Annotated in this window: 24 protein-coding genes; 15 read left to right on the top strand and 9 right to left on the bottom strand. The window is 69.1% G+C overall.

Features of this window, described 5'->3' with window-relative positions:
* From HR086_RS26905 to HR086_RS26930, 6 genes are all read left to right on the top strand, one after another.
* Positions 1–1104 (top strand): PEGA domain-containing protein (locus tag HR086_RS26905; protein WP_174467061.1); only part of this gene is annotated, 1104 nt, incomplete at its 5' end.
* 88 nt (positions 1105–1192) lie between these two features.
* Positions 1193–1405 carry a hypothetical protein gene (locus tag HR086_RS26910; protein ID WP_141645912.1) on the top strand — a complete coding sequence of 71 codons (213 nt, stop codon included), beginning with the start codon at positions 1193–1195 and terminating at the stop codon, positions 1403–1405.
* A 72-nt stretch (positions 1406–1477) separates the two neighbouring features.
* Positions 1478–2452: a CarD family transcriptional regulator gene (locus HR086_RS26915; protein ID WP_141645913.1), complete on the top strand. Its 975-nt coding sequence runs from the start codon at positions 1478–1480 to the stop codon at positions 2450–2452.
* A 74-nt stretch (positions 2453–2526) separates the two neighbouring features.
* Positions 2527–3039 (top strand): hypothetical protein, encoded by a 513-nt coding sequence (locus HR086_RS26920; RefSeq protein WP_141645914.1) that lies wholly within the window; start codon positions 2527–2529, stop codon positions 3037–3039.
* Positions 3026–3976, top strand: coding sequence for a hypothetical protein (locus HR086_RS26925; protein ID WP_174467062.1), 951 nt, complete (start codon positions 3026–3028; stop codon positions 3974–3976). Before HR086_RS26920 ends, HR086_RS26925 begins: the two co-directional genes overlap by 14 nt.
* Complete coding sequence (locus HR086_RS26930) at positions 3973–5817, top strand: glycosyltransferase family 39 protein (protein WP_174467063.1); 1845 nt, start codon at positions 3973–3975, stop codon at positions 5815–5817. The genes HR086_RS26925 and HR086_RS26930 overlap by 4 nt, the downstream gene beginning before the upstream one ends.
* A gap of 81 nt (positions 5818–5898) precedes the next feature.
* Here the strand turns inward: HR086_RS26930 and HR086_RS26935 are convergent, their stop codons facing one another.
* Both HR086_RS26935 and HR086_RS26940 read right to left on the bottom strand, forming a co-directional pair.
* Positions 5899–6345, bottom strand: a complete 447-nt coding sequence (locus tag HR086_RS26935) for a hypothetical protein (RefSeq protein WP_174467064.1) — start codon at positions 6343–6345, stop codon at positions 5899–5901.
* A 199-nt stretch (positions 6346–6544) separates the two neighbouring features.
* Positions 6545–7276, bottom strand: a complete 732-nt coding sequence (locus tag HR086_RS26940; RefSeq protein WP_174467065.1) for an HAD family phosphatase — start codon at positions 7274–7276, stop codon at positions 6545–6547.
* Between the two features lie 362 nt (positions 7277–7638).
* Here HR086_RS26940 and HR086_RS26945 point away from each other — a divergent pair, with 362 nt between their 5' ends.
* The 4 genes from HR086_RS26945 (at position 7639) to HR086_RS26960 (ending at position 11004) form a co-directional block, all read left to right on the top strand.
* Positions 7639–8319, top strand: a complete 681-nt coding sequence (locus tag HR086_RS26945; RefSeq protein WP_174467066.1) for a hypothetical protein — start codon at positions 7639–7641, stop codon at positions 8317–8319.
* Between the two features lie 116 nt (positions 8320–8435).
* Entirely contained in the window at positions 8436–8927 is a 492-nt protein-coding gene (locus HR086_RS26950; protein ID WP_174461496.1) for a hypothetical protein, read from the top strand.
* A gap of 14 nt (positions 8928–8941) precedes the next feature.
* Entirely contained in the window at positions 8942–10225 is a 1284-nt protein-coding gene (locus HR086_RS26955) for an Nramp family divalent metal transporter (protein ID WP_174467067.1), read from the top strand.
* A gap of 182 nt (positions 10226–10407) precedes the next feature.
* On the top strand, positions 10408–11004 hold the full coding sequence (locus HR086_RS26960) for a hypothetical protein (protein ID WP_246137497.1): 597 nt from the start codon (positions 10408–10410) through the stop codon (positions 11002–11004).
* 51 nt (positions 11005–11055) lie between these two features.
* Here HR086_RS26960 and HR086_RS26965 read toward each other — a convergent pair whose 3' ends face one another.
* The 3 genes from HR086_RS26965 to HR086_RS26975 are packed head-to-tail and all read right to left on the bottom strand — an operon-like array spanning position 11056 to position 15252.
* Entirely contained in the window at positions 11056–12240 is a 1185-nt protein-coding gene (locus HR086_RS26965; protein WP_174467068.1) for an iron-containing alcohol dehydrogenase, read from the bottom strand.
* Positions 12241–12263: 23 nt separating this feature from the next.
* Positions 12264–13730 (bottom strand): glutamine synthetase family protein, encoded by a 1467-nt coding sequence (locus HR086_RS26970; RefSeq protein WP_174453125.1) that lies wholly within the window; start codon positions 13728–13730, stop codon positions 12264–12266.
* Between the two features lie 31 nt (positions 13731–13761).
* On the bottom strand, positions 13762–15252 hold the full coding sequence (locus HR086_RS26975; protein WP_174453124.1) for an aldehyde dehydrogenase family protein: 1491 nt from the start codon (positions 15250–15252) through the stop codon (positions 13762–13764).
* 58 nt (positions 15253–15310) lie between these two features.
* Between HR086_RS26975 and HR086_RS26980 the strand changes: the two genes are divergently transcribed.
* The 4 genes from HR086_RS26980 to HR086_RS26995 all read left to right on the top strand — a co-directional run bounded on the left by HR086_RS26980 (position 15311) and on the right by HR086_RS26995 (position 17988).
* On the top strand, positions 15311–16096 hold the full coding sequence (locus tag HR086_RS26980) for a glutamine amidotransferase (protein ID WP_371823488.1): 786 nt from the start codon (positions 15311–15313) through the stop codon (positions 16094–16096).
* An 18-nt stretch (positions 16097–16114) separates the two neighbouring features.
* Positions 16115–16612: a hypothetical protein gene (locus HR086_RS26985; RefSeq protein WP_174453122.1), complete on the top strand. Its 498-nt coding sequence runs from the start codon at positions 16115–16117 to the stop codon at positions 16610–16612.
* Positions 16613–16717: 105 nt separating this feature from the next.
* On the top strand, positions 16718–17515 hold the full coding sequence (locus HR086_RS26990; RefSeq protein ID WP_174453121.1) for a triacylglycerol lipase: 798 nt from the start codon (positions 16718–16720) through the stop codon (positions 17513–17515).
* Between the two features lie 14 nt (positions 17516–17529).
* Positions 17530–17988 carry a hypothetical protein gene (locus HR086_RS26995; RefSeq protein ID WP_174467069.1) on the top strand — a complete coding sequence of 153 codons (459 nt, stop codon included), beginning with the start codon at positions 17530–17532 and terminating at the stop codon, positions 17986–17988.
* Positions 17989–18083: 95 nt separating this feature from the next.
* On the opposite strand, the gene HR086_RS49585 is transcribed toward HR086_RS26995, so the two are convergent.
* Positions 18084–18953: a GIY-YIG nuclease family protein gene (locus HR086_RS49585; RefSeq protein WP_174467070.1), complete on the bottom strand. Its 870-nt coding sequence runs from the start codon at positions 18951–18953 to the stop codon at positions 18084–18086.
* Positions 18954–19174: 221 nt separating this feature from the next.
* On the opposite strand from HR086_RS49585, the gene HR086_RS27005 reads away from it, so the two are divergent.
* The gene (locus HR086_RS27005) at positions 19175–20407 is read left to right on the top strand and encodes an AI-2E family transporter (protein ID WP_174467071.1); all 1233 of its coding nucleotides are present in this window, start codon (positions 19175–19177) and stop codon (positions 20405–20407) included.
* A gap of 28 nt (positions 20408–20435) precedes the next feature.
* Here HR086_RS27005 and HR086_RS27010 read toward each other — a convergent pair whose 3' ends face one another.
* The 3 genes from HR086_RS27010 to rho form a co-directional block, all read right to left on the bottom strand.
* Positions 20436–20846, bottom strand: a complete 411-nt coding sequence (locus HR086_RS27010) for a tetratricopeptide repeat protein (protein WP_217441968.1) — start codon at positions 20844–20846, stop codon at positions 20436–20438.
* 148 nt (positions 20847–20994) lie between these two features.
* On the bottom strand, positions 20995–21309 hold the full coding sequence (locus HR086_RS27015; RefSeq protein WP_141645929.1) for a hypothetical protein: 315 nt from the start codon (positions 21307–21309) through the stop codon (positions 20995–20997).
* Positions 21310–21331: 22 nt separating this feature from the next.
* The coding region (rho, locus tag HR086_RS27020) for a transcription termination factor Rho (protein WP_254626487.1) at positions 21332–22780 on the bottom strand (1449 nt) is incomplete at its 5' end.

A 22780-nucleotide genomic window follows, 5' to 3' on the forward strand; every position in this document is an offset into this window, starting at 1 on the left:
CGCCCTGGCTTCCGGCTGCCCCGCGCCGTGGCGCTGGGCGCGCCCGTGCTGGCCGCCGTGGGCGTGGCGCTCGTGGTGATGGCCCTGGGGCGCAACGGCACCTTCTCCGTGGAGCTCAGCTCCTCGCCCCCCGGCGCCACCATTCGCGTGGATGGCAGGACGCTGGGCTCCGTCACCCCCGCCCTCCTCACGCACCTGCCTGCGGACGGCGAGCACCTGCTGGAGGTCCACATCCCCGGCATGGTGCCGTGGAGTCAGGTGGTGCGCGCCGAGCGGGGAAACACCCTCGCCGTCCACGCGCACCTCCGTCCACGACTGAACACTCCCGCCTCAGGCGCCGCCGCCCTCGCCGCGGCCAGGGCCGCCCATGCCCCTCCGCTCCAGGACGCGGACTGGGCCCCCGGAGCCCTGCGTCTGTCCGCCGTGAGCCACGCCTTCCGCGTCCCGGTGACGTCCGCCGCGCGCGTGCCGTTGGACCCGGCCCGCACCTACCTGGTGCACACCGAAGGACGGATGTCCCTGGGTGGACCGATGGCCGTGGAGCACGCCGGCTACTTCCTGGAAGGCGACGGAGAGCTGTCCTCGCACGAGTCCTTCGGACTGCTCGGCCCCGAGGAGCAGCTCATCCGCCACGCCTCCGTCCTCTATGTCTTCGCGCTGGACGCACGTCGCGACGACAACCGTGGCGGGCTCCAGGTACGGGTGCGGGAATTGGGCGGCCCCACCCATCCGCCGTTCCGACTGGATGCGCGCCACCATGCCGTGAAGCTCTCGCGCGCGGACCGCTTCACCCTCCACGCGTTGGACCCGGGCACCACCTACGAGGTGGTGCTGCGCTACACTGCCGAGCCCGCCCGGACGCGGGGCTTGAGTGGAGGTCCGGTGGGACGGGTGCTCGGCCTGGTGGGCACGGACCAGGGCCCCGACGGCTCGCCCAGTGGCCTGGCGCTCCTGGAAGTGGGCCAGCCCTCGCGGCTCAGGGGAGCATCCTGGCTCCAGCTCGCCTTCCCGGACGACAACCTGGCCGACAACACCGGCACCCTCCTCCTGGAGGTCATCCCCACCGCCCCTCCAGAGCGGCGAAACGAGCGCCCCACCCGCTAGCAGGTTGCTACAGCCGTGCAGCGGCCTGTCGCCGAAAAGTTGATCCTCCGGGCCCTCCCCCTACCCTGAGCGACAAGGAGGGCTCAACATGTTGAAACTGGTGGCAGTGGCCGTTGTAGGAGCGGTGGTGCTGGGGACGGTGGGGCTGTCCGGTCGCGTGGATGCGCGGCCAGGGAGCACGGAAGCGGAGCCGACGCAGGCGCAGGTGGAGGCGGCGCTGGACGCGCGGCAGAAGGAGCTTCTGGGCATCCTTTTGGAGGCACAGCGAACGGGCGAACGCACGGCGTCGGTTCACCGGTAATCTCGTGGCGTCGAGCGCGACTCGGTGTTAAGCCCGGGCCTCCTTTGACGTCCATCTGCCCGTGAGGGGGACATGCCTGAAGGGTCCGCGTCACTCAACCAGCTCGCGGTCGGCGACCGGGTCGTCTATCCGAATCAGGGTGTCTGCCGCGTCACCGCCATCGATACGAAGGTCGTGGCCGGTCAGAGCCTCGTCTTCGTCACGATGCGCCGCGAGGAAGACGGCGCCGTCGTCATGGTGCCCCAGGCCAAGATCGTCGCCATCGGCGTGCGCAAGGTCGCCAATGCCGAGGACGTGAAGAGCGTCTTCGCCTTCCTGCGCTCGGACGGTGACAAGGCCGACCTGGACTGGAAGCAGCGCGCTCGCACCAACCTGGACCGGATGACCCAGGGCGGCATCCTGGGACTGGCCGAAGTCGTGAAGGATCTCCAGATCCTCAGCGAGCTGCGGCCCCTGCCCACCAAGGAGCGCGAGCTGTACGACAACGCCCGGCACCTGCTGGTGTCGGAGGTCGCCGCCGCGCTCGGGACCGCCGAGGTCAACGCCGAGGACGCCATCGACATCGTCCTCTTCCCGCCCGGCCGCGAGCGCCCCAAGCGCACCGCCGCCGAGTTCGCGCGCGGAGAAGAAGACGACCTGGGTCTGGATGGCGACCTGCTGGGGCTCGACGGAGACCTGGACCTGCCCTCCGACGAGGAGCCGCAGGCCGAGGCCTCCGAGTCCGAGGAAGAGACCTCCTCCGAGGAAGAGGGCGAGGAGTCCGAGGAGAAGTCCTCCGACGAAGACGCGCCCAAGAAGCGCGGCCGTCCGCCCAAGGCCAAGCCCGCGGAAGCCGAGGGCGCCGAGCCCGCCGCCCCGAAGAAGCGCGGCCGTCCGCCGAAGCCGAAGCCGGAGGCTCCTCCGCCCGGCGCCGAAGCCCCCGCGCCCAAGAAGCGCGGCCGTCCGCCCAAGGCCAAGCCGCCCGAGGCGGAGGGCGCCGAACCCGCCGCGCCCAAGAAGCGTGGCCGTCCGCCCAAGGCGAAGCCCGCCGAGGGTGGCGAGGACTGACAGTCGACACCCGAGTCCCGGGGGCGGTGCTCATGGCCCCCTCCCGAGGGCCCTTTGCGCCGAGGTGACGCCCCGTGATTCGCGTCGTGACGCTGGACCCCTTCGACGACAAGCAGCTCGCCAAGCTCAACCGCACGCTCTACACGGCGTTCGGCGTGGGCAGCGAGCACTCCGGCACCGCGGAGATTCCTCCCGGGCTCGGCGAGCCGCTCGACGCCGAGAAGCTGCTGGACCAGGTGAAGGGCATTCGCGCCTACCAGGATGACAAGGTGCTGCTGCTCACCTCGCGCAAGCTGAAGGAGCGCGAGCTGCCCAGCGGCGTGGCGCCCACCCCGGGCTTCGCGCGCCAGGGCAAGGACCGCGCCGTCATCACCCTGCTGCCCCACAAGGATTTGGAGGTCGGCTTCAAACCCGTGGCCCGCCACGCGCTCCACCAGCTCGGCCACCTCTGGGAGCTGCACCACTGCCTGGACCCGCGGTGCTCGATGTACCCGCCCTGGACGCCGTCGTTCTCCTCGGGCGAGCCCATCTTCTGCACCTTCTGCCGGGAAAAGAGCGAGCAGAAGATTCGCCTTGCGAAGTCCTAGCGTCACACGCGCGCTGCCCCTCGTGGAGCTGGGGGGCCTCTTGCTGGTCGCGCTCCTGAGTCTGCTCTTCCACCTGCGGCTGCCGGGCAAGCTCCCCTCCGAGGAGAGCTACCGCGCGGTGGCGGAGCGTCTGAAGACGGAGGCCCGGCCCGGTGACGCCGTCCTCCTCTTCCCCTGGTGGGCGGAGCGCGCCCGCCTCTTCCTGCCTCCGTCCCTGCCCGTCTACGGCTACCTGGGCTCGGACCGGGATGACCTCTCCGCGCATCCGCGCATCTGGGTGCTGGGCCAGCCGGAGCTGCCTCGCTCGGACGAAGCCGCCTTTCTCGCGGGCTTCCTCCCGGAGCGCCGCGCGGTGGGCACCGCCACCCGCGAGGGGCCGCTGTCGCTGACGCTCTACGAGAATGGCCGTCACCGGCCGCGCCGCTTCGATGCCGCGGACGCCGTCGCTCGCGCCCGGGTGTATCTGGAGTCCGACGACGGCTCGCGCGAGAAGTGTCCCTTCGATGGAACGGCGCACCGCTGCCCGGGCCCCGGCAACGTGTATGTCGCGCGGGAGTGGCACGAAATCCTCTACGAGCCGCGCCGCTGCCTGTGGATGCCCGCTCCGGGTGGAGCGAAGCGACTGGTGGCGGAGCTGGACGGCGTGCCCGGTGACGTGGGCCTGCGGCTGGAGGGCGGCATCATCTTCGAGTACGCCTTTCCCAAGGACGCGCGGCTGACCACCGCCATGCTGGGCGTGGACGACGCGGCCAGCGGCGCGCGGCTGTTGGAAGTGGCGATACCGCCGGGCCAGGAGGGCGTGAAGAAGTCGGAGGTCCACCTGCCCTCGGGCGAGGCGCGCACCGTGAAGGTCTGGGTCCGCTCGGAGAATCCGGACCGGCGGGCGGTGTGTCTGGACGTGCTGGCGGTGGAGCCGGCGGTGGGGGTGAAGGGATGATGGGCAGGCCCGCCACCCGGGATGAGAAGCGACTGGCGTGGGCGCTGTGGGCGCTGGCCTTCGTGGCGCTGTGGTGGACGGAGTCCGCGGTGGGCTTCACGCGCGACGAGAGCGTCTACTTCGCCGCGGCGGAGGGCTACGCGGGCTGGTTCCGGCAGCTCTTCCACTCACCGGCGAAGGCGCTGACGGACGCGGCCATCGTCCGCGCGTGGGACTACAACCACGAGCACCCCGCGCTGATGAAGACGCTGTTCGGACTGAGCCACCTGCTCTTCCACGACACGCTGGGGTGGATGCGCTCGGCCACCGCGTTCCGGCTGCCGGCCTTCGCCCTCGCCGCGCTGGTGCCCGCGCTGAGCTTCCTGTTCGGCAGCGCGCTGTATGGGCGCACGGCCGGGTTGTTCGCCGCGCTCGCCTTCATGCTGGTGCCGCGTCAGTACTTCAACGCGGAGCTGGCGTGCTTCGACCTGCCCGTCGCCGCGCTGTGGCTGCTCGTCGTGTATTGCTTCTGGCGGGCGTTGGAAGACACGCGCTGGGGAGTCGCCTGCGGCGTGGCCTTCGGACTGGCGCTGGCCGCCAAGCACAACGCGCTGTTCCTGCCCTTCGTGCTGACGCCCTTCGCGCTGTGGCGGGCGTGGACCGCGAGCGAGGGTGAGCCACAGGCACGCGGGTGGCTGCTTCGCTTCGTGGGCCTGTTCACCGCGGTGGCGGTGTTCTACGGGCTGATCGTGCTGTCGCTGGGCGGCGGCGAGGGCTTCCAGAAGAAGTTCCTGCTGCTCAGTCCCCACACGCTGCTGTTCGTGGGCCTCGCGGCGGGCGGCGCGTGGACGCTCAAGGGCCTGGAGAAGGTCAGCGCGCCCGTGACGCGGGCGCTGGTGCCGGTGGCGGCGATGGCGGTGCTCGGCCCCATCATCTTCTACCTGCACTGGCCCTACCTCTGGCACCAGCCGGTGGACCGCACTGCGTGGTACCTGGCCTTCCACGCGAAGCACAACCACTACGCCTGGTTCTATCTGGGCACGCTGCTGCGCGAGCCGCCCTTCCCCCTGTCCTACGTGCTGGTGAAGACGGCGCTCACGGTACCCACCAGCCTCATGGCGCCCATGGTGACGGGCTTCGTCGCGCTGGCGGCGCGGGTGGTGCTGGGGCAGTGGGAGCGGACGCGCGCCTGGGTGCGCCCCTTGACGATGGCCGAGGCGCTCGTCGGGGTGAACGCGGTGACGTCCATCCTCATCATCAGCCATCCCCAGGTGCCGCACTTCGGCGGGGTGAAGCACTGGTTTCCGTCCATGGTGTTCCTGGGCCTGCTCTCAGGGCAGGCCGTGTCCCGGGGCTGCGCGGCGCTGGTGGAGCGACTCCGGGGCCGCTGGCCCTCGCTGCCGGGTGCCTCCGTGGCGGTGGCCGTGTTCGCGCTGCTGCTGACGCCCGCGCTGGTGTACTCAGCGCGCGTGTTCCCCTACGGGACGGCGGCCTACTCGGAACTCGCGGGAGGCGCGCCGGGCGCGGCGACACTGGGGATGCAGCGCCAGTTCTGGTCCAGCCATGTCACCGGCGTGCTGCCGTGGATCAACGAGCACGCGAAGCCGGGCGCGCGGCTGTTCCTGCATGAGGTGCACGGCGGCTCGTTCCGCGACTACCAGCGCAACGGCATGCTCCGGCCTGACTTGCGCGCGGTGGGCAGTCCCTTCGACGCGGACGTCGTCGCGTACCAGTACCACCAGGAGTTTCGCGAGTACGAGTTCCAGACGTGGCAGGCGTTCGGCACGCGCACGCCGGCGACGGGCCTGTACCTGGACGAGACACCCCAAGTGGTCGTCTACGTCCGGCCCGAGTCACGGTAGGGACAACGGGCCCCGTGCCGGATGCACGGGACCCGCTCGGCGAGGAGCGCTTCGGCCAACACCGAAGCCCCTCCTGGAGGGTCAGCAACCGGTGCAGTCGGACGGGCAGTTCTGCCCCTCAGGGCCCCGGCACAGATTGTCACCGCAGTACCCGGGGTAATTGCAGTCCTGGGGACACGTCTCCAGTTCCGACGCATAGCAGACGCCATTGCCACACCTGTCGATGAACGACTCGGGCTCCCTCGGGTCGCTCTCCTCGGGGAGGAAGCAGCCACCCGTACAGTCCGACGGGCAGTTCTGTCCCTCAGGGCCTCGGCACAGATTGTCACCGCAGTACCCGGGGTAATTGCAGTCCTGGGGACACGTCCCGAGTTCCGACGCATAGCAGACGCCATTGCCACACCTGTCGATGCCCGCCTCTTGCTGGCCCAGCGCAGCCTCCGGAGGGCTCGTGTCCTCGATACCACCACAGGCCGACAGCACCGCGAACGACAGCACCACCGCCAGGACGCCAGTTCTTCCGCGCATCACGCTCTCCTTGGGTGAGGGAGAGCCGAACACTAACCAGACAGCAGCACGCCCCACAAAACATACACACAAAAGGCAACCGCCACCACGCCACAGACGCAATCATTCCATCACACTGCAATAGCAACCCGGAAACCCATTCACCCCAAAGGCACCCAGCGCCTCAACGCCACGCGCCATGGGCACGCCCAGACGACGCTCACCCGGGCTCGAGAGAATCCTCCCCACCCGCGGAGCGCGACAGGAGCCGGAGGAGGACTCGCAACACGTCATGCCGGTCCACGACGCACCACCCGTTGCGCGCCGCGAGTCCCGCCAATTCATCGGAGGGCTCGAAGGCCACCGGCAACCCGACCAACCCGAAGACCTCCCCGTCGGAAGGTGAGTTGCCCATGGCGAGCGACGCCGCCAGACAGACCTCATGAAGCGCCTCCAGCTCCCGGAGGATGCGCGGCTTTCCGCCCATCAGGCCGGGGCCCTGGAGCACGCGCCCGGTGTAGCGATTGTGCCGGATGCCCATCACCGCGCCCCGGAAGACATCGATGCCCAGGTCGTTGGCCACCAACTGGACGACCTCGATGGGACTGCCGGAGACGAGGGCCACCAGAAAGCCCTCCGCCTCGAGCATCCGCACGAGCGGGCGTACGAAGCCAAACATTCGCCCCTGGGCATGAGCCCAGACCTCCTCCGCCGCGCGCTCGACGCTGGAGACAGCCACCCCCGCCACGGCTCGCCCCAGCCCTTGGTAGACTTCAGCGACGGTGGTGTAGAAGTCCTGACACCCCGCACGGTGACGCGCCAGGGCCGACAGGAAGCCCTGCCCCATCTCAGCCTCGCAGGCACCTCGTGCCAGCAATTCCCTCACCAGCAACGCGCCGAGGGTGTCTGGCGTCAGCGTCCCATCCAGGTCGAGCACCGCGAGCCTTCTCATACCAAACCTTTCATGGCGGTCGAGCCTCCCAGCCGGAGGCCCGCGCACGCACCCAGATGTGACGGAGGTGGCCATGGATTTGGATGCCGACATGAAAGACAGCGTGTTGCGCAATGAACGAGGCGAGCAGACAGGAGCCGCACCCGCGTTGGCGAGTCATCACGCGGCCCATCCACCGCACCTGGCCTTCTCTGGCGACGCGTTCGATGGCGAAGGTCGCCTGGGGGCGCGTCTCCCCCTGGATAGACACCACCGTCCGCCGGGCGGGGCCGCCGGGCGACCCTGGATGCGGTCGCATTGCCGACGCCCGGTCCCCCTGCCCACCTTCCGCGAGAAGGGCTTACGCCCGGGGGGACTTCCACATGCATCTGTCCAGGCTTCCGTCGATTCTCGCCGTGTCCGCGGCGCTCTGCTTCTCGGTCGGCTGCTCCAAGCGGGGCTCTCAATCCCAGGGCGCCGAGCCGCAGGCCAGCACCCAGCCTCCGCCCGCCCAGCCGCCTCCACCGGCCACCGCGGAGGCAGTCCCCCCTGACATGGGGCCACAGCCACCACCGCCGGGCGACGAGCACCATGGCAAGCACCACAAGGGCGTCTCCGAGCCCAACTGTCCCATGTCCGTCTCGGGCGCCATGGCCCGCGCCCAGGACGTGCCCGAAGGCGTGGCGCTCATCATCAGCACGCCGGAGCCGACGCAGGTGGCGGAGCTCCAGCAGCGCAGCCGGGCCATGCTCCACGAGCAGGCGGAGAGCACCCAGCGCGCGCAGCAGGAGACGCCCATGCAGGAGGCCCAGCGCGAGGACCTGGGTGACAGCCCATTGGAAGAGCAGGACGGCCTGGACGACACCGGCATGGGTGGCTCCGGCATGGCGGGCGCGCCGACCATGCCCTCCAGCGCGAGCGTCCAGGACACGCCGGATGGCGTCATCATCGTCTACACCGCGATGGACCCGTCCAAGCAGAAGCAGCTCAGCAGCGAGGTCCACAAGACGGCGGACCAGATGAAGCCCGGCAAGTGCCCGGGGATGAGCCCCGACATGCCCTGAGCGGACGTCAGCCCACGCTCCCCGGCGAAGAAGTCGGGGGGCGCGGGGCGCGCCGCGGACCTCATCGAACAGGCCTTTCCAGACCTGGCCTGAGGAGTCGTGCCAGACTCGTTGGCATGGACGCGCGGGACATCCATTCGAAGTGGGTCGTCAATCTGGAGGCCCAGGACCCGGAAGCGTCCGTCTGGCTCGGCTGGTCCGCGCTGGCGCGATTGCGCGATTCCATGACCGAGCTGTCCACCCACCCCAACACCTTCGTCCGCGTCGCGTTCTCCCAGAGCACCTTCGAGAGCCTGGGTGAGCTGTTGACGCGCGCCGAGGAGTGTCACGCGACCGAGGACCCTCACCTGCCCCATCCTCGCCCCTTGAGCACCGAGCGGCTCGCGAGCGCGGCGAACGAGCTCCACCAGCAGGCCCAGTTCCTCCAGACCAAGCTGGCCGAGCCGGGAGCCACGCACGTCACCTCACGTCAGGAGGTGGCGGCACACCAATCCTTCATCGACGAGTGGAAGACGATTCAGGCCCAGCTCGGCATGAGAGGCGGTCCACGCCCGCCGCTGCATGACTGCTCGGGCTCCATGACGATGTCGCTCATCTGGGGGTGGTAGCCTTTCGGGGCCCCATGGAAAGCCCGGCACCTTCCTCCGCGCAGTCCGCCGCTCCCGCGAGGCCCGGGCTGATGGCTCGCTTCGGGCCCGGCATCCTCGTCGCCGCCACGGGCGTGGGCGCGGGAGACCTGCTCACCGCGAGCCTGGGAGGCTCGGCCGTGGGTGTGGCCATCTTGTGGGCCGCCGTCGTGGGCTCGGTGCTCAAGGGCTTCCTCAACGAAGGCGTCGCGCGCTGGCAGCTCGCCACCGGCACCACCTTGCTGGAGGGCTGGGCGCGGCTGGGCCCGGGCCTGCGCAATGTCTTCTTCATCTATCTGCTGGGCTGGAGCTTCTTCACGGGCGGCGCGCTCATCTCCGCGTGTGGCGCGGCGGGCGACGCGCTGTGGCCACTGGGTGGAGACCCGGAGACGTCCCGGCGCATCTGGGGCGTGATTCACTCGCTGGTCGGCCTCGCGCTCGTCGGGCTCGGCGGGTTCCGCCTCTTCGAGAAGCTGATGGCGGCCTGCATCGCGCTGATGTTCGGCGCGGTCCTCTTCACCGCCGTGGCCTCGCAACCCGACTGGGCGGCCGCCGCGCGTGGGCTCGTGATTCCCTCCCTGCCCGACAAGAGCACCGTGTGGGTGCTGGGTCTGCTCGGCGGCGTGGGCGGCACGGTGACGATGCTGTCGTATGGCTACTGGATTCGAGAGAAGGGCCGCGAGGGTCCACTCGGCTTGAAGACCTGTCAGGCGGACCTCACCGTGGGCTACGCGCTGACGGGGATGTTCGGCGCGGCCATGGTCATCATCGGCTCGACGCTGCGCCTGGAGGGCACCGGCCTGAAGGTGGCGTCGCTGCTCGCCTCGCGGCTGGAGGCGGTCATCGGTCCCGCCGGCTACTGGGTGTTCCTCGCGGGCTTCTGGGGCGCCGTCTTCTCCAGCCTGCTGGGCGTCTGGGAGGGCATCCCCTACCTCTTCGCGGACTTCCTGCGCATCCACCGCAAAGGCCCGCCGGGGCCCACCGTGGACCTGCGCACCACCCGCGCGTGGCGGCTGTACCTGGTCGCGCTCGCCATCGTCCCGCTGCCCATGCTCTGGGCGCCGCTCCAGCGCGCGCAGTTGGCCTACGCCGTGGTCGGCGCACTGTTCATGCCGCTGCTCGCCGCCACCCTGCTGTGGATGAACAACCGACGCGCCTGGGTGGGCTCGCTGCGCAATGGCTGGCTCACCAACGCCGCGCTCGTCGCCACGCTGCTGCTCTTCCTCGGCGTCGGCCTCCAGGAAGCACTCGACGCACTGCGCAAATTACAAGGTCCCTGAGACGCGGCGCGCCCGTGAGGGCCGGGCGCTCGTCGGAGAGTCCTTGGAGCGAGGATGTGAACTGGCGGTCGTTGGGGCCGCCGGAGAGTGCGCGAGCGGACGCCAGGACCTCCCTGGAGCACGAGGCTCGAAGTAGGCTGGAGCCGCGAACGGTGGTTCTTCCACGCCCCCGGGAGGGACACATGAAGCGCTGGAGTACATGGCTCACAGTGGCCGCGATGAGCGCGGGTTGTCAGAACGGCAGCAAGGACGACCGGCCCACGCGCGCGCAGATTCGCAAGACGGGACCCGCGACGATGGAGGTCATCCCCTCCGCCGGGCAGCTCCCCTACTGCATGCTCTACACGGTGTCCCAGAAGGGCGTCATCCGTCAGCTCACGCTGACGCGGGAGAACCGCTCCATCCGGTGCGACTCGAACAAGCCCATCGCGAACACCAGCTTCCGCGTCCCGACGCAGGAGGGGAAGGTGAAGGTCTACATCTTCTTCTCCGACGACCGCATCCCCGCGGGCCCCGTCGCGCAGCAGCTCTATGACTTGCGCGGCCAGGAGCGCATCAACGCGATGGACCTGCGCCTGCCCGGGCGCGTCTACGTAGAGACGCTGGACTTCGTTCCCGAGGAAGGCACCGCGGAGATGACCGGCGCGGTGGTGGGCTCGCACGGCGAAGTCACCGACTCCGGCCCTGGCTCGGTGAGCGAGAAGGACCTGGGCGCCACGGTGCTCGGAGACGGCGGCACCACCGGCGTCCTGCCGGCGGCCTCGGACCAGGGCAACTGAGCGGTCCGTCACCCCGAGGGAGGCGCTCGCCTCCCCCGGAACGACGCTGAATCACCAGGCCTCGCGGGCCATGGCCAGCAGGTCGGCCTCCACCACCTTGCGCGGGTTGCTCAGGTGCGAGGCGTCCTGGAAGGCCTTGTCGGCGATCTTCGGCAGGTCCTCTTCCTTGACGCCCACGTCGCGAAGCCGCGTGGGGATGCCGATGGCCGCGTTGAGCTTGCGCACCCGGTCGATGGCGTTGCTCGCGAGCACGTCCTCACGGGCATTGGAGGTATCCCCCATCGCCACGGCCACGCGCGCCAGCCGCGTCGTGCTCGAAGCGCGGTTGAACTCCATCACCACGGGCAACACGACGGCGTTGGCGAGGCCATGGTGTACGCCGGAGATGGGCGTCAGCGCATGCGCCAGCGCGTGACACGCGCCCAGTCCCTTCTGGAAGGCCATGGCGCCCTGCATCGCGGCGATCATCATGTCCGTGCGCGCCGCCAGGTCCGTGCCTTCCCTCACCGCGGTCACCAGCGAGCGGCTCACGCGTTGGATGCCGTCGATGGCCACCGCGTCCGCCAGCGGATGGAACCCATTGGCCAGGTACGCCTCCAGGCAGTGCGTGAAGGCATCCATGCCGGTGGCCGCGGTGACGCCGGGAGGAAGTCCCAGCGTCAGCCCCGGGTCGACGATGGCGGCGCGAGGCAGCAGGGCCGGGCTGAAAATCACCGTCTTGCGCCCAGTGTCCGCCAGCGTCACCACGCCCGAGCGGCCCACCTCCGAGCCCGTGCCCGCCGTCGTCGGAATGGCGATGAGCGGAGGCAGGTCGTCCTTCACGTACTGGTCCCCGCCCTTCGCGTCGTCATAGCGACTGAGCGGAGGCTCGTGGGTGGTGAGCAGTTGCACCAGCTTGCCCGCGTCCAGCGCGCTGCCTCCGCCCAGCGCGATGAGCCCGTCGCAGTTGTGGTGGCGATAGACCTCCAGGCCGGCGAAGACGTCCTTCTCGGTGGGGTTGGGCTCCACGCCGTCGAAGACGGCGCACGCCAGGCCCGCCGTCTTCAAGACTTCGAGCACGCGGGAGGCGAGCCCCGCCTTCACCACGCCCGCGTCCGTCACCAGCAACGGGCGCTTCATGTTCAAGCGTTGCGCCTGGGCGGGCAGTCGCTGGAGCGCGCCCGCGCCCAGGACGATGCGGGTGGGCCACGCCATCTCGGTGATACGGGGCTCAGCGGGAATGTCGAACGGCTTCATCGCGGGTTCCTCCCTCGGGCTCATCAGATGAGCTCCAGGTAGCGCTCCAACTCCCAGCTCGTGACGGCGCGCTCGTACTGGCGCACCTCCCACTCGCGCGTGCGCACGAAGTGGTCCACGAAGCCCTCGCCCAGGATTTCCCGGGCGCGTTCGCTCTGCTTGAGCAGGGCCACGGCATCTCTCAAATTGCGCGGCAGCGGCGCGGCCTCGTGGGACGCGTACGCGTTGGAGTTGCACGCGGGGGGCGGCTCGATTTCGTTCTCGATGCCCCACAGGCCCGCGGCCAGGCTCGCCGCCATGCCGATGTACGCGTTCATGTCCGCGCCGAGCTGGCGGTACTCGATGCGCATCGCCTTGGCGTTCTCACCGATGACGCGCACGGCGCAGGTGCGGTTCTCCAGACCCCACGCCGCGGTGGTGGGCGCCCAGGTGTTCTCCACGCTGCGCTTGTAGCTGTTGATGGTGGGCCAGTAGAGCGCCGTCAGCTCCGGCATCAGCGCTATCTGCCCGCCGATGTAGTGGCGCATGAGGCGGCTCATGCCGTGCGGCGAGCCTTCCTCGTGGAAGAGGTTGTGCTCGCCCTTCAGGTCCCAGAGCGACTGGTGCACGTGCCCCGAGCACCCTGGCAGCTTCGCGTTCACCTTCGCCATGAAGCACGCGGTGAGGCCCTGGCGCGCGCACAGCTCCTTCACCACCGTCTTGAAGAGGGCCGCCTTGTCCGCGGAGCGCTCCACGTCGTCATAGCGGATGGCCGCCTCGAAGACGCCGGGCCCTGTCTCGGTGTGGAAGCCCTCGATGTTGAGGCCGAAGCCGTTGCACCCGTCGATGAGCGCATGCACCAGCGGCGCGTTCTGCGACGTGCGCAGCCACGAGTAGCCGAACATGCCGGGCGTCAGCGGCGTGAGGTCCTGGAAGCCCTTCTGCTTCAGCGTGTCCGGCTGCTCCTTGAAGATGAAGAACTCGTACTCGGCCCCGAAGCGAGGCAGGTAGCCCTGCTCCCGTGCGCGAGCGGCGATTTTCTGGAGCAACTGCCGGGGACTGGCCTCGAAGGGCGTGCCGTCCGGGTTGACGAAGTCCAGCAGGAAGGCCGCGGTGTCGGGCTCCCACGGAATCACCCGCCCCGTCGTCACGTCCACCGTCGCGTGCGCATCCGGGTAGCCGGTGTGCCAGCCCGTCACCTGGGTGTTGTCCAGCAGCTCGTCGCCCAAATCCCATCCGAAGACGACGTCGCAGAAGCCCAGGCCGCCCTTGGCGGCACTGAGGAACTTCTCCAGGGAGATGTACTTGCCGCGCCAGACACCGTCGATGTCGATGGCGCCGACCTTCACCTTCTTCACGCCGTTGTCGTCGAGCCAGCGCTTGAGCGTGTCGGTGCCGCCCGAGTCCCGGGGCACGGCGGCGCCGCGCACGGGGCCACCGCGCTCCTTCGCGCGAGCCCTGCGAGCCACGGTCGGATGCGTGAGTACCTTCGCCTTGGGACGGGTCGGCATCGGGACCTTCCTTCCTGGGGTGAGGGAATGCTCAGGTGTCCGTCGGCAGGCGCGTCCACACCGCCTTGCACTGGAGGTAGCCATCCAGCGCGTGGTGCGACAAATCGCGGCCCCAGCCGGACTCCTTGTAGCCGCCGAACGGCGCGGCATCGTCGAACTCGTTGAAGCAGTTGATCCACACCACGCCGCTCTTCACCTTGCGAGCCAGCGCGTGCGCCTTCGCCACGTCGCGCGTCCACAGCGAGGCGGCCAGGCCGTAGAGCGTGCCGTTGGCCAGCTCCAGCGCCTGCGCGTCATCGCGGAAGCGCAGACAGCTGAGCACCGGTCCGAAAATCTCCTCCTGGGCAATCTTCATGTCCGGCTTCACGTCGCCGAAGATGGTGGGCCGCATGAAGTAGCCCTTCGCCTTGACGCTCTCCGTGTCGCGCTCACCACCGGCCAGGAGCTTCGCGCCCTGCTGACGGCCGCTCTCGACGTAGCCGAGGATGGTGTCGAGCTGCTTCTGGCTCACCTGCGCGCCCATCTCCGTGGACGGGTCCAACGGGTCTCCGACGCGCAGCTTGCGCGCGCGGTCCGCCAGCCGGGCCACGAAGTCGTCGTAGATGCCGTCCTGCACGAGCACGCGGCTGCCCGCGTTGCACGTCTCGCCCTTGTTGCCGAAGATGCCCCAGAAGCACGCCTCCACGGCGCGCTCCAGGTCCGCGTCGGAGAAGATGACCTGCGGGCTCTTGCCGCCCAGCTCCAGCGTCAGCTTCTTGAGGTTGCTGCCCGCCGACGCCTGCATCAGCCGGCGCGCGGTGCGACCGGAGCCGGTGAAGGAAATCTTGTCCACGTCCGGGTGCCGCGCGAGCGCCTCGCCCGCGGGGTCCCCGTAGCCGGTGACGACGTTGAGGACCCCGGGAGGAAAGCCCGCCTCGAGCGCGAGCGCGCCCAGCTTCATCGCCGTCAGCGGCGTCATCTCGGAGGGCTTCACCACCACCGTGCAGCCCGCGGCGAGCGCGGGCCCCAGCTTCCAGCAGAGGATGCACGTGGGGTAGTTCCACGGGACGATGAGGCCCACCACGCCCACCGGCTCCTTGAGCACGTAGGTGTGGAAGGGGCCGTCCACCGGGAGCACCTCGCCATGAATCTTGTCCGCCCAGTCCGCGAAGTACGCGAGCGTGCCGGCACCCGGGGCCACGTCGCCTCGGACGGCGTCGCGGAAGGTCTTGCCGTTGTTGAGCGACTCGACGAGCGCGAACTCCTCGCGGCGCTGCCACAGCAGGTCGGCCAGCTTGCGGATGAGCTTGCCGCGCTCCCGGGCGGACATCTTGCTCCACGGGCCGGACTCGAAGGCGCGACGGGCGGCTTTCACCGCGCGGTCCACGTCGGCGGCGGTGGCGCTGGGTACATCGCACACCTTCTCACCCGTGGCGGGATTCACCACCGGGAGCGAGCCCCCTTCGAGGGGGTCCACGCCCTGCCCATCGATGAGCAGTTGCAGGACGGGCAGCCGGGGGGAGAGCGAGCGGGCGTCTAGCATGGGGATTCCTCGGGGCGCACAGGGGCGTTCCAGACAGATTGGCCAGGAGCGAACACAGGTGGCACGACAGGGTAGGAATGACGTCCAGACGCGGCAACCTGCGGTGGTGAAGAACGTCTTGTTGCTGAAAGCCGGCGAGGCTGCTGAGTCCGTGCGCCTCACCGTCGGTGATTACGAGCACTGGTTCCTGGGCACCATCGGACTGGAGGGCCATCGCTTCGACATCCTCCCGGTGCACCGCGACGCGCCGTTGCCACGGGACGCGCATGCGTACGACGCGGTGATGATGACGGGCTCCCCTCTGTCGGTGACGCGGTTGGAGCCGTGGATGGAGCGCGTCGCGGACTTCATGGTGGAGGCCGGGGAGAAGGGCACGCCGGTGCTTGGCGTGTGTTTTGGTCATCAGTTGCTCGCGCGTGCGTACGGTGGACACGTGGCGCGAAATCCGCAGGGCCGGGAGACGGGGACGGTGGAGGTGAGGCTCACCGAGGCGGGGCGTCGGGACGCGCTGTTCGACGGGGTGCCGGAGGTCTTCGCCGCCCAGGCCACGCACGAGGACATCGTCGCGCAGGTGCCCGAGGGCGCGACGGTGCTCGCGGGCAACGCCAACACGGCCGCGCAGGCGCTGGCGTTCCGCCCGAAGGTCCGAGGCGTGCAATTCCACCCGGAAGCGGCGCCGGACGCCCTGCGCGCCGTCATCCACGCGCGTCAGGAGGGACTGGAGCAGGAGGCCGTGGCGCGGGGGATTCCGCCCGGTGCGCAGGTGCCCCGATTGCTCGCGGGCCTGACTCCCACTCCCGCTGGGAGGCGAATCCTGATGAACTTCCTGGAGCGCTTCACCTGACCCCCTTCGAGGCTCCCCTTGCCGCGCTTCCTGCCGTCGCTGCTGCTCGCCCTTCTCGTCTCCGCCTGCTCGGACGGTGACCCGTGCTCCCAGGCTCCTCGCTGTGACGACTCGGAGGCGCTCAACTGCGAGACGGCCTGCACGGTGGGCCCCTGCTCCACCGGCGCCATCTTCCAGGAGTGCGACCAGGGCACCACCTGCACCGTCGTGCCGGGAGACCGGAGCGACGCGCGCTTCTATCGCTCGCGGGCCGTGTGCGCGCGGAGCCTGACGGCGTGTGACCCGGCGACGGCGCCCGAGCCCGTCTGCGAGGACGGCCGCTTCGTCACCGGCTGCGGCGCGCATCACCGAGACATCCGCGCCTTCTGCTCCCAGGCGGCGCTGTACTTCGCGAAGGTTCCGGCGTGCTGCGTGACGGGGCCGGGCGATGGTGGGACGGATGCCGGCACGGACGGAGGCACGGGGGATGGTGGAATTCCGGACGCTGGGCCGGGGCCGTCCGACGCCGGACGTTGAGCAGCACGCGTTCGCGGGTTGAGGCCCCCGCGCGAGCCCGGCGGAACGAGGCCGTGATTCACAGGGTGTGTCCGGACGGCGCTCCTCGCGCCGACCGAGTGCGCCATGAATCCTCTCGTTCCGCACTACCGCCGGTGGACACGACGACTGCGAAACCTCGCGGGCCATCTGCATCTGGACGCACGCGCCAACCACATCGTCCGGAGGACGGACTTCACGCACTGTCCCCGGCCGGTGCTGTTGCTCTATGGCTTCTTCAGCACGCGCCGCGTGTTCGAGGTGCTGGAGCAGAGGCTGCGGCGTGACGGCTATTCCGTCTGGTCCATCCACCTGGGCGGAGCGTTGGATCGGTTCAACACGTGCGGCATCGACGCGCTGGCGCGGAAGGTGAGTGAGAAGGTGGAGCGCATGTACACGCGCTATCCGCACATGGGGCCGCTGAGCATCGTCGGCCACTCGAAGGGGGGCCTCATCGGCATGTATTACGTGAAGCGCCTGGGCGGAGATGCGCGGGTGCGCAACCTCATCACGCTCGGCACTCCGCACAAGGGTTCGCGGCTGGCGTACCTGGGGTGCGCGACGCTCGGGTGGTTCAGCCGCAGCATGTGGCAACTCACGCCCGTGTCGCCGTTCCTGAAGCAGCTGCGCATGGGGGCGTTTCCGCGGAACGTGCGGCTGGCGTCGCTCTACTCGAAGATGGATGAAGTCACGCCCTGGGCATCGGCGCGGCTGGACGTGGAGGGGCAGCCGCAGGTGTTCAACCACGAACTTCCCGACGTGGGCCACGGAGAGCTGCTCACCCGGCGGGCGGTCTACGAGGTCATCCGGCGCGAGCTGGTCGCGGGTTATGGCGAATGCGCGCAGGGTCTGCGCGCCGTGTCGCTGCCACCGTCCGCCTCTTGAGGTAGAGAGGGAACATGCCCTCGCGCTGGGACCGCCTCTTCGACCTGAAGCCCGTGCCGCTCATGGACCACTTCGTGGAGGAGGTGGCGAAGCTGCTGGCGCAGGACCTCCAGAAGTGGCCGCCGCCGGTGGAGGAGGTGGACCTGGACACGGGAGGCCATTTCGCCCCCCTGTTCACCGAGCATCACCCGCGCCCAGCGCCGGTCGTCTACACCGAAGCGCTGCGACTGACGCGGTGGGAGCTGATGCACGAGACGGACGCGTTCGACGACTACATGCGCAACAAGCGCTACCTCGAACGAGGACTGGCGCCGGAGGACCGGCTGTCGCTGTTGTTCCTCGCGCGCTGGCTCACGGAGCAGATGCTGAGCCTGGGAGAAGCCACCGAGGGCCGCGTCAAACGCAAACAGATGCAGATCTGCCTGGACAAGCTGGAGACGAAGCTCCGGCTCGCCCAGGGCGCCCAGGCGTAAGCAGGCCGCGCCAATAGGAAGCGACCTGACGCGCGACTTCCGACGTCTCGTATCGCGAGTCGAGGAGCAACGAACCGAGCCATCGCGGACGATGGCTATTCGAGCTCAGCAGCCTCGACGGCACCCAGGCTCGTCCCATCCGGCAGTCGCCACCCAGCGGGGCCGCTCTGGGAAGAGCCGGCGACCACTCCCGCCGCAGCCGAGGAGCTGGTGAAGACGGCATCCGAGTTGAAGACCATCAGGTCATCGGATTCCCGAAGAGTCAGAGTGCCATCGCGAACGAGCCCTTCGCGGATGGCCCGATATCCCTTCGAGAGGGAATCGGACAGCTTCCGCACCGCTGTCGAACCGCGCAGCACGACATAGCCCTCGGAGGACCTCCGCATCCGAGCCTGCGCCTTGAGCACCAAATAGGTGAACTCGGGCCCGCTCGTCCGCGTCCCACTCCGTGGCTCGAGCATCTGGCCCGCACGTCCAGACAGCGGGGGAAGCGTGAGCCGCACGTATTCGAGGAAGCCTTCCATGTCAGCCAGGTCCGACTCAGGGAGCGCGGCGCCCGAAGGAGCGGCGCCATTCGTCAGGTTGACCCGAGCCGCCTCGCTGGCGAGCGTGTGCAGCGCGAGTTCCAGGTGCTTCGCATGGGCCTTGGTGAGGTTGCCGTCCTTCGACGTGAAGACCACCGCCTCGGTCCACCACTCCTTCGAGGAGTCCCGAGCATGCTGGGCCAGCCGCTGACCGAGCGCTTCGGTCTCACCGATGTAGCCACGCACCTCCCCCACCGCGTCCGGATCATCGCCGAGCAGGATGTACACCCCCGGGCGCACGGCCTCCTTGCGCGACTTGAACTGGGGCAGATGGTTTCGCGGAACGGCCAGGGCAATACCCGCCCAGTTCATGACGTCCGCAACCCGCAAACCACTGGGGTCCCCGTCCACGAAGAACAACTTGATGGTCTTGCCTGCCACCACGCCCCTCCTGAGCCAGCGGAATACCCCTCGAAGTCTGCTTGAAGACCGGGCTTGAAGTCAGTCGATACAAGCAGTCGTGAGCGGTCCCTTCGTCAGGAAGCTGGGACCTCGAACTTTCCGCCCGCTTGGAACCGGAGCAGCCCCCCGGCTCGGAGGGCGGGCGAGAACCAGGGACGCCGGGCCTTGTCAGCGCGCGGGCACTGCCGTAAGCCCGAGGCATGTTGCAGCCACTGGACACCCCGCCTCCGACGCCCACCACCGACCGCCGCAAGCGCCTGCTCATCCTGGGTGCACTCTGGCTCGTCGTAGCGGCGGCCCTGGTGACGTTCCGCTCGGTGGTGATGCCCTTCGCCGGCGCGGCGCTCATCGCGTATCTGGTGCAGCCGCTCGTCTCTCGCATCACCCGGCTGAAGGTCGCCGGACGCAACGTCCCCCACTGGGCGGCCATCCTGCTCATCTACGCGGGCTTCTTCGTTGGCGTGTATCTCTTCCTGGTGGCGCTGGTCCCCCAGCTCTACCGGGAGATGGCGCGCGTCAGCCGGGACACGATGGCGCTGGCCAACACGCTCACGCCGGAGCAGGTGCAGGTGCTCGCGCAGCGCGGGGAGGCGTGGCTCAGCGACTACGGCATTCCCGTGGCGCTCTCGAACCGGGCCCTGGAAGGCGCCGACGCCGCGGGCGGAGGGCACTTCAGCCTCGCGTTGGACCTGGAGCAGTTGCTGAGTGACACGGTGAAGCGCGTCTCGTCGCTGGTGCAGGAGAACCTGGGGGACATCGTCAGCGTGTCCCGCAGCATCATCGCCGGGGTCGCCGCGGGCGTCTTCACGCTGTTCTTCGTGCTGATGGTGGCGGCCTTCTTCTCCATCGACGGCCAGGCCATCCGCCGGTACTGCGGCACCCTGGTGCCCGCCGAGTACGCGCACGACGCAAGGCAGCTCGCCGAGCGAATCGACCGCTCGCTGTCCGGCGTGGTGCGGGGCCAGGTCACCATCTGCGTCGTCAACGGCGCGCTGACCTTCGTGGGGCTGCTGCTCTTCGGGGTGAAGTTCGCCTTCCTGCTGGCCACCATCGCCACGTTCTTCAGCCTCATCCCCATCTTCGGCACCATCCTCAGCTCGGTGCCCATCGTCCTCATCGCGATGGCGGACGGCTTCAAGAAGGGCCTGGCCATCCTGGTGTGGATCATCGGCATCCACGCGGTGGAGGCGTACTTCCTCAACCCCAAAATCATGGGGCAGGCCGCGCGCATCCATCCGGTCATCGTCGCCTTCTCGCTCATCGCGGGAGAACGACTCTTTGGCCTCGTGGGCGCGCTCTTCGCCGTGCCCATCACCGCCATCCTCGTGGCCTGCTTCGACTACGCCCGCCTCAAGGCGCAACCGCAGCCCGTGGTGACGCTCCCCTCCTCCGAGCCGGCCACGGTCACCGGCCAGCGGACTCCGGCGGCCTGAGCACCCCTTCGTCTCCCACGCGAGACGACTACGGAGCCCTGCCCCCGAGCGCCTTGGCGTAGTTCGAGAGAGAGCGGTTGTAGCGCGGCAGATGACGCGCCAGTGCACCGAGCGCGAGCCCCACCGCCTCCCGCTCGCGTCCGGCATCCACGAGCGACAGCGCGAGGAACGCGGAGACAGCGTCATCGAGTTCATCGGACCCGACGGCCCGCTCGGCGGTGAGGAGCGCGACGCTCTCCTGCACTTCGCCCAGATTGCGCAGCGTGCTGGCCAGTTGAATCACGGCCTGGCGCCGCAGGCCGCCACTCAGTCCCGAGGCCAGGGCTTGTCGATACAGCGGCGCGGCCAGCGCTTCCTGTCCGAGTGAGTCGTGGGCCGACGCCCGCTCGAACAGTGCTCGCGGATGCCCCACCGGCAGCTCCGCCGAGAGCGCTTCCACGCGGGCGAGGAAGTCACCGGGAGCAGCCCCGTCGAAAGAGGCCCACAGCTCCGCGATGCGCCGCTCTCACTCCAGTTCGGTCGTCGTCACCGCCCCAGCTTCGCAGCCCGCATGGCGGCATGAAAGGCGTGAGGCCGCGGGAGTCGCCTCACTGACAGGCGGCGTCGCAGCGTGCTCCACGACAGAAGGGGATGCAGCGGCCACAGTCGATGGAGCCTTCCGGGCACCCGCCCGTGCAGCTCACACCGCCACAGCTCGGGCCTTCATCCGCGTGGGTGACGGCGGTCCCCAGCCCGCAGCAGGCATTGGCGACACAGTCGTCATCCGAGTAGCAGGTCCGGTCGGACAGCACCGGCGGCGCGTCATCCAGCGGCCCCAGGGGGTCCACATCGCATCCCAGTCCACCTCCGAGTGACATCCCGATGAAGAGGGGAAGCAGACGGACGAACATGGGACGAGACATGGACCCTCCGATGGGCGGTGGCTTACCGGTTCATCGAGCCGAGGAAGTCAGCGTTCGTCGGCGTCGGACGCATGTGCTTGAGCACGAACTCCATCGCATCGATGGGAGTGAACGGGTGGAGCACCTGGCGCAGCGCAGTGATGCGCACGAGATCGCCCGGCGACAAGAGCAATTCTTCCTTGCGCGTGCCGGACTTGTTGATGTCCAGCGTCGGGAAGATGCGCTTCTCCATCAGCTTCCGGTCCAGGACGATTTCGGAGTTACCCGTGCCCTTGAACTCCTCGAAGATGACCTCGTCCATGCGGCTGCCGGTGTCGATGAGCGCGGTGCCGATGATGGTCAGCGAGCCGCCTTCCTCGATGTTGCGCGCGGCGCCGAAGAAGCGCTTGGGCTTGTGCAGCGCGTTGGCGTCCACGCCGCCGGAGAGAATCTTTCCGGACGCGGGAACCACCGTGTTGTAGGCGCGCGCCAGACGGGTAATCGAGTCGAGCAGGATGCAGACGTCGTACTTCTGTTCGACGAGGCGCTTGGCCTTGTCGATGACCATCTCCGCCACCTGCACGTGCCGCGTGGCGGGCTCGTCGAAGGTGGAGGAGACGACCTCGCCCCGCACGCTGCGCTCCATGTCCGTGACTTCTTCCGGGCGCTCATCCACGAGCAGCACGATGAGGTACACGTCCGGGTGGTTGCGGCTGATGGCGTGCGCGATGTTCTGCAGCAGCACCGTCTTGCCGGCCTTCGGCGGCGCGACGATGAGGCAGCGCTGTCCCAGACCGATGGGGCAGAACATGTCGATGATGCGCGTGGTCATCTCCGACGACTCGTGCTCCAGCTTGAGCTTGCGCGTCGGATACAGCGGCGTGAGGTTGTCGAACAGGATGCGCTCGCGCGCCGCGTCCGACATCGGGTCCGTGAAGTTGACCTTGTCCACCTTCTGGAGCGCGAAGAAGCGCTCGCCCTCGCGGGGCTGGCGGATGGGGCCCGTCACCGTGTCGCCCGGGCGCAGGTTGAACCTGCGCACCTGCGACGGAGACACGTAGATGTCGTCCGGGCTGGGCTGGTAGTCGCTGTCGGAGCTGCGCAGGAAGCCGAAGCCGTCGCTGAGCATCTCCATCACGCCTTCGGCGTGGACCTCGAAGCGCTTGTCCGCGATGCCGCCGAGCAGCGCGAAGATGAGGTCCTGCTTCTTCAGACCCTGGTAGTTCTCGATGCCCACGTCGTGGGCCATCTTGGACAGGTCCGTGATCTTCATCCGCTTCAGGTCATTGAGCTTGATGACCTGCATCGGCGCGCCGTCGCGGCTGACTTCCGTGATCGCGGGCGCGTCGGGGACCTCCGGCGCGGGAGGCAGCGTGGCCGCCGGCGAATCGTCCTCTCCAGAGGAAAGACGCGCCTCCTGGATGTCGTCGTCGCGGACGGGACGGGAAATGGGGGTCAGGACCGGGCGGGGCGGCTCGGCGCTCACCTCGGC

The organism is Myxococcus sp. CA039A, assembly GCF_013336645.1.
GTDB lineage: Bacteria > Myxococcota > Myxococcia > Myxococcales > Myxococcaceae > Myxococcus > Myxococcus llanfairpwllgwyngyllgogerychwyrndrobwllllantysiliogogogochensis.

Coding starts and splice junctions, on each gene's coding strand:
- HR086_RS26910 (WP_141645912.1), top strand. CDS start 1,193: ATGTTGAAACTGGTGGCAGTGGCCGTTGTAGGAGCGGTGGTGCTGGGG.
- HR086_RS26915 (WP_141645913.1), top strand. CDS start 1,478: ATGCCTGAAGGGTCCGCGTCACTCAACCAGCTCGCGGTCGGCGACCGG.
- HR086_RS26930 (WP_174467063.1), top strand. CDS start 3,973: ATGATGGGCAGGCCCGCCACCCGGGATGAGAAGCGACTGGCGTGGGCG.
- HR086_RS26935 (WP_174467064.1), bottom strand. CDS start 6,345: ATGCGCGGAAGAACTGGCGTCCTGGCGGTGGTGCTGTCGTTCGCGGTG.
- HR086_RS26940 (WP_174467065.1), bottom strand. CDS start 7,276: ATGAGAAGGCTCGCGGTGCTCGACCTGGATGGGACGCTGACGCCAGAC.
- HR086_RS26945 (WP_174467066.1), top strand. CDS start 7,639: ATGCATCTGTCCAGGCTTCCGTCGATTCTCGCCGTGTCCGCGGCGCTC.
- HR086_RS26950 (WP_174461496.1), top strand. CDS start 8,436: ATGGACGCGCGGGACATCCATTCGAAGTGGGTCGTCAATCTGGAGGCC.
- HR086_RS26955 (WP_174467067.1), top strand. CDS start 8,942: ATGGAAAGCCCGGCACCTTCCTCCGCGCAGTCCGCCGCTCCCGCGAGG.
- HR086_RS26960 (WP_246137497.1), top strand. CDS start 10,408: ATGAAGCGCTGGAGTACATGGCTCACAGTGGCCGCGATGAGCGCGGGT.
- HR086_RS26965 (WP_174467068.1), bottom strand. CDS start 12,240: ATGAAGCCGTTCGACATTCCCGCTGAGCCCCGTATCACCGAGATGGCG.
- HR086_RS26970 (WP_174453125.1), bottom strand. CDS start 13,730: ATGCCGACCCGTCCCAAGGCGAAGGTACTCACGCATCCGACCGTGGCT.
- HR086_RS26975 (WP_174453124.1), bottom strand. CDS start 15,252: ATGCTAGACGCCCGCTCGCTCTCCCCCCGGCTGCCCGTCCTGCAACTG.
- HR086_RS26990 (WP_174453121.1), top strand. CDS start 16,718: ATGAATCCTCTCGTTCCGCACTACCGCCGGTGGACACGACGACTGCGA.
- HR086_RS26995 (WP_174467069.1), top strand. CDS start 17,530: ATGCCCTCGCGCTGGGACCGCCTCTTCGACCTGAAGCCCGTGCCGCTC.
- HR086_RS27005 (WP_174467071.1), top strand. CDS start 19,175: ATGTTGCAGCCACTGGACACCCCGCCTCCGACGCCCACCACCGACCGC.
- HR086_RS27015 (WP_141645929.1), bottom strand. CDS start 21,309: ATGTCTCGTCCCATGTTCGTCCGTCTGCTTCCCCTCTTCATCGGGATG.